The sequence below is a fragment of the Flavobacterium sp. P1_E4 genome (assembly GCF_056405915.1).
The window spans coordinates 1-12,048 of record NZ_JBFUBE010000032.1 but is presented as its reverse complement, the minus strand read 5'-3'; the positions used below and the strand labels follow the sequence as shown (position 1 = coordinate 12,048).

The 12,048-nt window shown below is 35.5% G+C and carries 8 protein-coding genes; 5 read left to right on the top strand and 3 right to left on the bottom strand.

Annotated features, from left to right (window positions below):
* Window positions 1–299 precede the first annotated feature (299 nt).
* Entirely contained in the window at window positions 300–1,703 is a 1,404-nt protein-coding gene (gene lpdA / locus AC1DY0_RS17840; protein WP_477189937.1) for a dihydrolipoyl dehydrogenase, read from the top strand.
* Window positions 1,704–1,777: 74 nt separating this feature from the next.
* Here lpdA and AC1DY0_RS17835 read toward each other — a convergent pair whose 3' ends face one another.
* The 3 genes from AC1DY0_RS17835 to AC1DY0_RS17825 form a co-directional block, all read right to left on the bottom strand.
* The gene (locus AC1DY0_RS17835; RefSeq protein ID WP_477189936.1) at window positions 1,778–2,152 is read right to left on the bottom strand and encodes a DoxX family protein; all 375 of its coding nucleotides are present in this window, start codon (window positions 2,150–2,152) and stop codon (window positions 1,778–1,780) included.
* 55 nt (window positions 2,153–2,207) lie between these two features.
* Entirely contained in the window at window positions 2,208–2,603 is a 396-nt protein-coding gene (locus AC1DY0_RS17830; RefSeq protein ID WP_477189935.1) for a DoxX family protein, read from the bottom strand.
* Between the two features lie 337 nt (window positions 2,604–2,940).
* Window positions 2,941–3,834, bottom strand: a complete 894-nt coding sequence (locus AC1DY0_RS17825) for a DUF4349 domain-containing protein (protein WP_477189934.1) — start codon at window positions 3,832–3,834, stop codon at window positions 2,941–2,943.
* Between the two features lie 204 nt (window positions 3,835–4,038).
* Here AC1DY0_RS17825 and AC1DY0_RS17820 point away from each other — a divergent pair, with 204 nt between their 5' ends.
* The 4 genes from AC1DY0_RS17820 to AC1DY0_RS17805 all read left to right on the top strand — a co-directional run.
* Window positions 4,039–5,325, top strand: a complete 1,287-nt coding sequence (locus AC1DY0_RS17820) for an anthranilate synthase component I family protein (protein WP_477189933.1) — start codon at window positions 4,039–4,041, stop codon at window positions 5,323–5,325.
* A 254-nt stretch (window positions 5,326–5,579) separates the two neighbouring features.
* Complete coding sequence (gene tilS / locus AC1DY0_RS17815; protein ID WP_477189932.1) at window positions 5,580–6,893, top strand: tRNA lysidine(34) synthetase TilS; 1,314 nt, start codon at window positions 5,580–5,582, stop codon at window positions 6,891–6,893.
* A gap of 51 nt (window positions 6,894–6,944) precedes the next feature.
* Window positions 6,945–8,972 (top strand): protein-disulfide reductase DsbD family protein, encoded by a 2,028-nt coding sequence (locus AC1DY0_RS17810; RefSeq protein ID WP_477189931.1) that lies wholly within the window; start codon window positions 6,945–6,947, stop codon window positions 8,970–8,972.
* Window positions 8,973–9,369: 397 nt separating this feature from the next.
* Window positions 9,370–12,048 (top strand): beta strand repeat-containing protein (locus tag AC1DY0_RS17805; protein ID WP_477189930.1); only part of this gene is annotated, 2,679 nt, incomplete at its 3' end.

The window sequence follows — 12,048 nt, the reverse complement described above, 5'->3', positions numbered from 1 at the left end:
ATTTAAATTTTTTGTGTAATCAATTGTAATTTAATTGTTTGTGGTGGTTTTGTGAAGATGCGTTTTACTGTAAGAAATGAAAAGTGATAGGGTTCTATAACTGATAAATAAGTTATAGTGGTTTTTTATGGCAACTGATTACCTTTTCGTGGTAAATTGTGATTTGTTGTTTTATTTAAAAGGTTTGTCTGTAATTCTTGATAAAATCGTTATAATTCGAACAAAAAACCTCTAAAATTAAACTTTAAACAAAACTTTATTCCTTAATTTTGCATCACTAAAAATAAAAAACACATACTATGAGTTCATTTGACGTAGTCATTATAGGTTCTGGGCCAGGCGGATATGTTTCAGCTATTCGTTGTGCGCAATTGGGTTTCAAAACAGCAATTATAGAGAAATATTCAACTTTGGGAGGTACTTGCTTAAATGTAGGTTGTATTCCATCAAAAGCGTTATTGTCTTCTTCGCATCATTATGCAGAAGTTAAGCATTTTGCAGATCACGGAATTGAACTTTCTGGTGAGGTAAAAGTGAATTTGGAGAAAATGATTGCTCGCAAACAAAGCGTAGTTGATCAAACTTCGGGAGGTATTAATTTCTTGATGGATAAAAATAAAGTTACCGTTTTTAATGGTTTGGGTTCTTTTGTAGATGCTACTCACGTTGCTATTGCAAAAGCTGACGGAACATCTGAAACGATTGAAGTAAAAAATATCATTATTGCTACAGGTTCAAAACCATCTTCTTTACCTTTCATCAAAATTGATAAAGAAAGAATCATCACTTCAACAGAAGCTTTGGCTCTTAAAGAAGTGCCAAAACACCTTGTAATTATTGGTGGTGGTGTAATTGGTATTGAGTTAGGTCAAGTGTATTTACGATTAGGGGCGCAAGTTTCGGTTGTGGAATTCATGGACAGAATTATTCCTGGAATGGATGGTGCTTTGTCTAAAGAGTTGACTAAAGTGTTGAAAAAACAAGGAATGAAATTCTATACTTCTCACAAAGTTCAATCGGTTGAGAGAAAAGGAGATGCTGTTATTGTACAAGCTGAAAATGCTAAAGGAGAAACAATCACTTTGGAAGGAGATTATTCTTTGGTATCAGTTGGACGTCGTCCTTATACAGATGGATTGAATGCTGATAAAGCAGGTGTGAAAATTTCAGACAGGGGACAAGTGGAAGTAAATGACCATTTACAAACTTCGGTTTCAAATATTTATGCAATTGGTGATGTGGTTCGTGGAGCTATGTTGGCTCACAAAGCAGAAGAAGAAGGAACTATGGTTGCTGAAATCTTGGCTGGTCAAAAACCGCATATTGATTATAACCTTATTCCTGGAGTAGTTTACACTTGGCCAGAGGTTGCTGCTGTTGGACAAACAGAGGAGCAATTGAAAGCATCTGGAGCTGAATATAAAGTGGGAAGTTTTCCTTTCAAAGCTTTAGGCCGTGCCCGTGCGAGTGGAGACCTTGACGGATTTGTAAAAATTCTTGCTGATGCTAAAACAGATGAAGTCCTAGGAGTACACATGATTGGTGCAAGAACAGCTGATTTAATTGCTGAGGCTGTTACTGCGATGGAATTCAAGGCTTCTGCCGAAGATATTTCAAGAATGTCACATGCGCATCCAACATTTGCGGAAGCGATAAAAGAAGCAGCATTAGCAGCAACAGATAATAGAGCTTTACACGTATAGTTTAAGTTTTTAAAAATAAAAAATCCCGTCTCGTTATAAAATGAGACGGGATTTTTGTTTATAGTGTTTTCTATTTATGCAGTAAATAATCCTTTGTAACTATCCCATTTGGTATAAAGCAGAAATATATTTCCTAAGAATACAAAACTGGCAACCGGAATACCTTCTGGAGCCAAAAAAAGATGTGTGCAAATAATATTGGTTGAAATTGGCATTAATAGAATAAAAGTTATTTTGTTGAATTTTCCAGTAACAAAAGACAATCCACAAATAAGTTCTATTGTTTTTACTAATGGCATAAGGTATCCGGAAGCTTTTATTCCGTCATTGAAGATTTTCATGTTTCCTGCCAAGGGAGGCTCTGGAAACAAGTGCAAAAAATAGCTTATGGAAGCGAATAGTAATAATAGTCCAATTAGTGAGCGAATAATAATAGTTGCAATTTTCATAGATTTATATTTATTGGTTTTAGTTTATTGGTAGATTTTATTAATGAGGCTTATATTAATCAAAATGCATTATGGATTTTCTGTTAAAGAGGCTTTTGTAGCTTTTCCAATGAGCGTAAATTAGGAAGATGTTGCCAAAAAAAACAAAAACGGCAAGTGGTAGTCCATTTGGATTTAAAAAGAAATTGATAAATAAAATGTTTGTGCTTACCGGTAGGACAATAAGATTGGATAAAGCAACGTATTGACCACTGAGGTATGAAATCCCGCATAGTAATTCTATTGTTTTAACCATTGGCATTAAATAAACCGAAGAAATTAAGCCTAGTTGGATGGCTTTGAAATCTCCAGTATTTGCAAGGTCCGGAAATAAGTTAAAAAAATAGGCTATCGATACAAAAACCAGTAATAAGCCAATTATTGTGCGAATAAAAAAAGTTGCAGTTTTCATATTTCGAGTATTTAAGAAGTTAAATGTTTAAGCGATAATATGTGATCGCAAGGGTGATCATCTTTTCATCCATTTACTTACATTGATAGCTTTCGGAGGCTGAAAACTAAGTCCATTTCAATAACAAATTTAGTTAAATTTTTTCTTATTTATTAAGTTTTTATTATTTTATTAGTGATATTTTCTTAGAATTGAGGTATTTATGTGTTTTTTGTTTTTGTGATGGTATGTTAAGCATGTCGAGCGAAGCCATAAACTTTTCTAGTTTTTTGGCTTCGCTCGATATGGTGATTGACAATTAGATTTAGCTATAGTTTTTTTATGGTGTTTGTGTCCTCTATTGCTTTTTGAGATACTTTTTGTAAAGGAGGAATCCTCCAATGGCGATAAATAAGAACCACCAGATTTCTATTATAAAAACGATAACATCGAGTAGAACGTACCAGCCAGTTTTTAAAGAATCGATGATGCGAATACCAATATTGGGTTTGTAGTAGTTGTAATCCTTAGTGTTGGGAATCATTTCTTGTTTTACCGATTCATGTTGGTATATTTGAATAGTCAACGTACTAAAGTTTATTTGGTCTTGGATTGATAAATTTTCCAGTTTGGAATTGTCATTTTGTTCTTTTTGGTTAGCCAAATTATTTTCGGCTTCCATAATATCGTTGATTTTTTTTCCTTTTGTGTCGATAGCCTTTTCCACTCTTTTTTCATTAGTGCTGCTTCTTTTTTGGGAAAGCTGATTTGAAAGTATTTTTAGTGAAACATCGTCTGCTTTTATAATTCGGTAATCGAGAAAATCAATTTGTTTTGAAATAGATTTGATAACTGTATCAAGACGCTTATTAGGGACTCTTATCGTGATATTGTTTTCTACGTTGTAACGAGTCGTTTCGAGAGTGCTATCCTGGCTTATTTTGGTTTCAAATTTATCAATAATGTTGCTTTGTAAATTGGTGTAGGTAACAAATCCATCAAACTTATTGGTGATGTTTTCGATGACATAGGTAGATTGAGTTACATTTTTAACTTTGAATTTTAAGTCGGCGGTACGAATAAATTTTCGGGCACTTCCTTCTTTTTCAACTGCTGCAGAGGAAGAAATACTGTCGGCATTCACAGCGATATCAGAGGTTAATTCTTCGCTGACAACTTCACTTTTTTTGCAGCTGATGATTAGGGCAATTACGGCTAATAAGATTAAGCTTCGTTTTGTGATTTTGTTCATAGATTTGGATTTAAGGATTGATGATTGTTTCTTTTGTGTGATTGTTTTTTTATTTTCAAGCTTGAATTCTGTATCAAATATATAATGTTTTAACAAGTAAAAACTTTTTTAATATTTATTTAACTAAGGCCCAGTTTTATGAAATTTCTACTTGAGAAGCGATTTTTTTTGTTGTAATTTTGAAGTCCATAAACAGATTAATTTTTGAGAACTTCCATTTATAAATTTATTGAAAAGCCATTGCAGTTCAAGCAGCAGCTTGTAGCTTGGGGACAACAATTTCGAGAAATAACTTTTCTGGACAGCAATTCATTTTCCAACGAATATTCCAGTTTTGATTGCGTATTGGCAGTTGATGCTTTTACGTCCATGAAAACGGATTATCACAATGCGTTTGAGGATTTAAAGCAATATCAACAAACGACTAAAGATTGGTTGTTTGGCTATCTTTCGTATGATTTAAAAAATGGTGTAGAGCATTTGCAATCCAATAATTTTGATGGTTTGGATTTTCCTGATTTGTTTTTTTTTCAGCCTAAAAAGTTATTTTTATTAAGAGGAAATCAACTTGAGATTCAGTATCTAAATATGTGTGATGATGAAGTTGAATATGATTTTGATGAGATAATTAAGATTCAAATTTCTAGAGACGAAAATCAAAATAAAATAGCTATTGAACAACGAATTTCGAAGCAAAATTACATTGATAAAGTTTCTAAATTACTGAAACATATCCATCATGGAGATTTGTATGAAGCTAATTTTTGTATGGAGTTTTTTGCACAAAATGCAATAATTAATCCATTAGAAAAATTCTTTAGGCTTAATGAAATTTCGCAGGCTCCGTTTACTGTCTTTTTAAAAAATAGCAAGCATTTTTTGATTTCGGCATCACCGGAACGCTATTTGAAAAAAGAAGGAGAGAATCTAATTTCGCAACCCATAAAAGGAACTTCCAAACGATTTTCGGATCCATTGCAAGATGAAAATTCTAAAAATGTTTTGGCTCAAGATCCTAAAGAAAGGGCTGAAAATATTATGATAACCGACTTGGTTCGAAATGATTTGTCTCGAACTGCCCAAAAAGCATCAGTGGAAGTTAAAGAACTCTGCGGAATTTATTCTTTCTTGCAAGTACACCAAATGATTTCTACAGTAACGTCCAAAATTGATTCCCAATATACAGCGGTAGACGCGATAAGAACCACATTCCCGATGGGAAGTATGACGGGTGCTCCCAAGTATGCCTCAATGAAAATCATTGAAGAACTAGAGGAAACCAAACGAGGATTGTACAGTGGGGCAGTGGGTTATTTTTCTCCTAATGGTAACTTCGATTTTAATGTAGTTATTCGTAGTATCCTTTACAATCAAGAAAAGGAATATGTATCATTCTCTGTTGGAAGTGCCATAACTTCGTTATCTATACCTGAAAAGGAGTATGATGAATGTTTGCTTAAAGCAAAAGCTATGCATGAAGTTTTGCTATAAGTGAATTCATATTGGATTAAATAATAATCAACCCGTTGGGTGAAATTAAAATGAATTTAAAAAAATGAACCACATAGAGACATAGATTTATAATTAGTGCCAAAGAATAGCTAGAAAATAGTACCATTTTTTCTCATAGATTGCTATGTGAAAAGTAAAACGTCTATCAAACTCTTTAAATTATTACTATTTCCTATGTTTCTATGTTGTTAAAACAATTTCACCCAACGGGTAATAATCAGTATTTTTGATAGATGAAAAATATACTTCAAAATTATATCAATAAAGAAATTCCTTACTTGAAGCAAAAAAAACTGCTTCTTGCCGTAAGCGGAGGTTTGGATAGTATGGTTTTATTGCATTTATTTCAGGAATTGAAGTGTGATATTGCTATTGCCCATTGCAATTTTCAGCTTCGGGGAGTAGAGAGTTTTGGGGATCAGAAATTTGTACAGGACTATGCAGAAGCCAATGAAATTCCAATTTTTGTAACTCAATTTGATACTGAGGCATTCGCCAAAGATTATAAATTATCAATTCAGGTTGCTGCCAGAGAACTACGATACAATTGGTTTTATGAGTTATTGGAAACCGAAAAATTTGATTATATACTGACAGCTCATCATGCCGATGATAATCTGGAAACTTTTTTGATCAACCTCACAAGAGGGACAGGATTAGAAGGATTGACAGGGATTCCGGTTCAAAATGACAGAGTAATTAGACCTTTACTTTTTTTATCCCGTCAAGAAATTGAAAATTATGCCAAGGTTAATAATATTCAGTGGCGCGAAGACAGTAGTAATGCATCGGATAAATATGTGAGGAATAAAATTAGACATCATTTGATTCCTATTTTGAAGGAATTAAATCCTCATTTTATGGCTTCATTTATGAAAACCGAAGGCTATTTGCAAGAATCATTGGCAATGGTTGATGATGCGGCGAATATGATTTATCAGCAAGTAGCCAGCGAAGAAGATAACCAAATTCATTTTGATTTGAATCAATTGCTGCAATTACCCAATTATCAATCGTATTTGTATCAATGGCTGAAAGGATATGGTTTTACCGCTTGGGAAGATATTTATGATTTGGTTGACAGTCAATCCGGAAAACAGGTTTTTGCTACTGATTTTCGTTTATTGAAAGACAGAGATTCCCTGATTTTATTGCCTATTGAGGATAAAGAGGATGAGATGGAATTTTTGGTTAATGAAAATGAATCAGAAGTTAATATTCCCTTAAATATGTCTTTTTGTAAAGCAGCAGACATTTCGGTTGTTACAAATAAAACTATATTTGTCGACGCTGATCAATTGGTTTTTCCTTTGCTGATACGAAAGTGGAAAACTGGGGATGCTTTCCTGCCTTTTGGGATGGATGGAAAGTCAAAGAAGGTGAGTAAACTTTTTAAGGATGAAAAATTATCATTAATAGAAAAAGAAAATACTTGGCTTTTATGTTCCAACAATCAAATAGTTTGGGTAATTGGAATAAGGGCTGACCATCGATTTAGAACCTCAAATAAGACCAAAAATATACTTAAAATAGAATTTGAGAATTAGAAAATTGAATAAAGAGTAAAGAATAAAGAGTTCGAAAATAGAAAATAAAAAATGAAAAAATTAATAGTTATACTTCTTGTTTTTTTGGCTTTCGCCAAGGGGAATGCTCAAGTTTTAGATCCTGTAAAATGGACTACTACAATCGAAAAGAAATCGGAGACCAATTATATTTTGACTTTTAATGGTGTGATTGAAAAAGATTGGCATCTGTATTCACAATTCACTCCTGATGGAGGTCCACTGCCTTTGGAAGTTGTTTTTAAAGATCAAAAAGGGAATTTTGATTTGGTAGGCAAAGCCAAAGAAAGTAAAACGACTACTGCTTTCAATGACGTTTTTGGAGTAAATGAAACTTTTTTTCATGATAAAGCCCAAATTCAACAAGAAATAATATTGCTAAACCCAAAGATTGCTTCAATTCAAGCCGAATTGAATTATCAAGTTTGTAAAGAGGTTTGTATCAATCTAGAGAAGAAATTTACTTTTAAAATTCCAACAGCCGCATCAACGGTTGCTGCAACTAATCCAGTTGCTGTAGTTAAATTAGATACTGCCAAAGCAGACACTGGAAATACATTTACTGTGGTAACGAAAGATACAACAGTTGCGCCAGTTGAAAAGAAAGTTGTTGAACAACCGAAACCTGCAGCAGAAATAGGGTTGTGGTCTATTTTTTTTATTGCATTTTTCTCTGGTTTTGCAGCTTTGCTGACTCCTTGTGTGTTCCCGATGATTCCTATGACAGTTAGTTTTTTTACCAAACAGAGTAAAAATAAAGCGGCAGGAATCAGAAATGCCATTATTTATGGAATTTCTATAATTCTGATTTATGTATTATTAGGATTTTTGGTTACTTGGATTTTTGGTGCCGATGCGCTCAATGCTTTGTCAACCAATGTTTGGTTCAACATCTTATTCTTTATTTTATTAGTGGTGTTTGCTACTTCATTCCTTGGAGCTTTTGAAATCATGTTGCCTAATTCTTGGGCGAATAAAGTAGATAATCAGGCGGATAAAGGAGGAATTGTGGGAATATTGTTTATGGCATTAGCCTTGGCTATCGTTTCGTTCTCCTGTACTGGGCCTATTGTTGGAACGTTATTGGTAGATGCAGCTTCCAAAGGAGGAATCGCCCCTATAATCGGGATGTTTGGTTTTTCGTTGGCACTTGCTTTGCCATTTATGCTTTTTGCGATGTTTCCAGGTTGGTTGCATTCTTTACCAAAATCGGGAGGATGGTTGAATACCGTTAAAGTTGTTTTAGGATTTTTGGAACTGGCTTTGGCATTCAAATTTTTATCTAATGCTGATTTGGTTTTGCAATTGCATTTGTTGGAAAGAGAAGTGTTCTTGGTAATTTGGATTGCAATTTTTGGAACTTTGGCCTTTTATTTGTTTGGGAAAATTACATTACCACATGATAGTCCGTTGTCACATATTTCGGTAGGAAGATTGTCTTTAGGTTTGTTAGTTTTGTCTTTTACAATATATTTAATACCAGGTCTTTGGGGTGCACCGCTTAAATTAATAAGTGCATTTCCTCCTCCAATGGAATACAGCGAAAGTCCGTTGGGTTTAAGTAGTTCCAATACAGGAAGTGCTTCGTCAGTCGTTTTGCCTGAAGGCGCAAAATTAGGTCCAAACCAAATCGTCGTTTTTGAGGATTATGATAAAGGACTGGCTTATGCCAAAATAGTGAACAAACCTATAATGCTTGATTTTACAGGACATGCTTGTGTGAATTGCCGAAAAATGGAAAATAATGTTTGGTCTGATGAAACTGTACTTCCAATTCTTAAGAATGACGTTGTGGTAATTTCATTGTATGTTGATGACAAAAGACCATTGCCTGAGGGTGAACAGTTTACTTCAAAATCAACTGGAGCCGAAATAGAAACCATTGGCGATAAATGGACAGATTTTATGATTTCTAAATACAATACTAACACACAACCTTTGTATGTTTTAACTGATTTGCAAGGAAATAACCTTAACGAAAAACAACCTACTATTAGTTATGTGAGTGTTGAAGAGTATGAAGCTTGGTTGAAAGAAGGGATTTCTAAATTCAAGAAGTAAGCATAAAATTCGGAGTATATATAAGACCTGTTCAGTTAGCTGAACAGGTTTTTTTTATGTCAATTTTTTAATGTTTTTGATAAAATTTAGTTTCAATTTATTCTTTGTAGCTGTTGTTTTTATGTGAATAAATCAAAAGATGCAGTTAGTACCTTCTTTTAATCCTTTAATCGAAAATGTATTAAAAAGTATATTAATGTATTCTTAATTCTATAATTTAGTGTTTAAGTAATTGGAATTTAAGTAGTTGTAAATGTTTTTTCTTGTTAAAGTTATTTTTATTCCAAAAGAACTCTTTTTAAATAAATCATAAAATAGAGAGCCCCATTCTATTGATTTATGTTTTACAGTTGAGCATACTAATATCCTTTATTTTAATATTTTAAACTTGATAAATATGAAAATATTTCTACCTAAATCCGCAATTTTTACACTTGTTTTTTTAATTGCAAATTTGTTTTTTGCAAATGTATCTTTTGGGCAGGCGACTGTCACGACAGATAAAGATGATTATGCTCCTGGTGAGTATGTGATTATTACAGGTTCGGGATGGATGCCTGGTGAAATCGTATTGTTGCATCTTGATGAAACACCTAAACCCGCAACTTGCTTAAATCCGCATAACTTGTCTGCAACTGCAGATGCAAGTGGTAACATTTATAATGATCTGTTTTTAATAAGGGAAAGTCACCTAGGAGTTGCTTTTGTATTAACAGCGACTGGGCAAACATCAGGATTAATTGCAACACGCAATTTTACGGATGCAAATATTACTGTAGCGGCTACCGGACTGCCCGCAGGCGCTTCTTTACAGGTCTCTTACCGATTAGGTACTTCTAATAATGTTCCTTCGGGTTCCTATTTAAATACAGCAACATTTATTCCGCCAGCTTCGCCATTAACATTTGTGCAAAATAATAATGAATATATTGATTTTATTTTTCCAACTGTTGTATTTGGTGGTGTTACTTATGAGAGTACAACAATTAATGCTAATGGTACAACTGTAGCAGGTCCAACCCTACGTTACTTAATGACTAGTGGTTCTGCAAAAACATTTACTGGAATTTATGTTGCAACTTGTACCAGCCCATTAATAAGTACACACCCAGGAAATCAAAATATTATTTATGGCGCTAATGCAACATTTGCCGTAGTTGCCAGTGGTACGGCAACGTTGACTTATCAATGGCAGGAGCAAGTAGGTGGTATTGGTGCATTTAATAATATAACTAATTCAGGTGTTTATTCGGGAACTACTACAGCTACTTTGACACTTACAAAACCTACTGTTACAATGAGTACAAATAAATACCGTTGTGTCGTTACAAATAATTGTGGTTCTATAAATAGTAATGGTAGTGCGACTTTGACAGTAAATAAAAAATCAATTACTATTACTGCAGGAAACCAAGCTGTAGTATATGGTACATCAGTAATTTCGGTGATAGGTGCAGGAAGTTATATTGCTACAGGCTTTGAAGCTCCGGATACTCCGTCTGTAATTGGTGGTGCAGCAACTTATACAACTAATTATACAGCAACGACAGCACCAGGTACACTAGGAATAAATATTACTCCTGTTGTATCGGGTTTGACAGCTACTAATTATAGCTTTACGGCTGTAAATGGAACCGTTACTGTTGGTGTGGCAAATTCAACAATAACAGCCACTGGAATAAATTTATTTACTTATAATGGTTTGCCTCAAGGACCAGGAACAGCAACAATAATTGGTTCAACGGGTTTGGTAACTTATAGTTATTCAGGAGTTGCACCAACTGTTTATGGTGCCAGTGCAACACCCCCAGTTAATGCGGGAACCTACCAAGTAATTGCTACTGTTGGAGGCGATGGTAACTATACTGGTAATGTTTCAGCCCCTTTTGCTTTTACCATCGGCAAAGCTTCGAGCACGACGGTTGTTACAATCAACGGCGGTCCGTTAACCTATACGGGTTCTGCAATTGAGCCAGCGACTGTTAGCGTGACGGGAGCAGGAGGTTTGAATTTGACCCCACTAGCTTCATATGGAAACAATACAAATGCAGGAATAGCTTCTGCGAACTACACTTATACAGGTGATGCGAACCATGATGGTAGCAGTGACAGCAAGAACTTTACCATCGGCAAGGCGGTTACTACTACCGTGGTCACGATTAATGGAGGACCTTTCGCTTACACAGGTTCGGCTCAAACTCCGGCGACAGTAAGTGTTGTTGGTGCAGGGGGATTGAATTTGACCCCACCGGCAGATTATTCTAACAACACTGATGCTGGAACGGCGACAGCAAGTTATACTTACACGGAAACCGCGAACTATTTAGGCAGCAGTGACAGCAAGACTTTTGAAATCGGCAAGGCGGTTACTACCACCGTGGTTACGATTAATGGAGGACCTTTCGCTTACACAGGTTGGGCTCAAACTCCAGCGACAGTTAGCGTAACGGGTGCGGGAGGATTGAATTTAACCCCGCCGGCAGATTATTCGAACAACACCGATGCTGGAACGGCCACGGCAAGTTATACTTACGCGGAAACTGCGAACTATTTGAGTAGCAGTGACAGCAAGAACTTTACCATCGGCAAGGCGGTTACTACCACCGTGGTTACGATTAATGGAGGACCTTTCGCTTACACAGGTTCGGCTCAAACTCCGGCGACAGTTAGCGTAACGGGTGCGGGAGGATTGAATTTGACCCCACCGGCAGATTATTCGAACAACACCGATGCTGGAACGGCCACAGCAAGTTATACTTATGCGGAAACCGCGAACTATTTGAGCAGCAGCGACAGCAAGAATTTTACTATCGGCAAGGCGGTTACTACGACCGTGGTTACGATTAATGGAGGACCTTTCGCTTACACAGGTTCGGCTCAAACTCCGGCGACAGTTAGCGTAACGGGTGCGGGAGGATTGAATTTGACCCCACCGGCAGATTATTCGAACAACACCGATGCTGGAACGGCCACGGCAAGTTATACTTATGCGGAAACCGCGAACTATTTGAGCAGCAGCGACAGCAAGACTTTTGAAATCGGCAAGGCGGTTACTACCACCGTGGTTACGATTAAT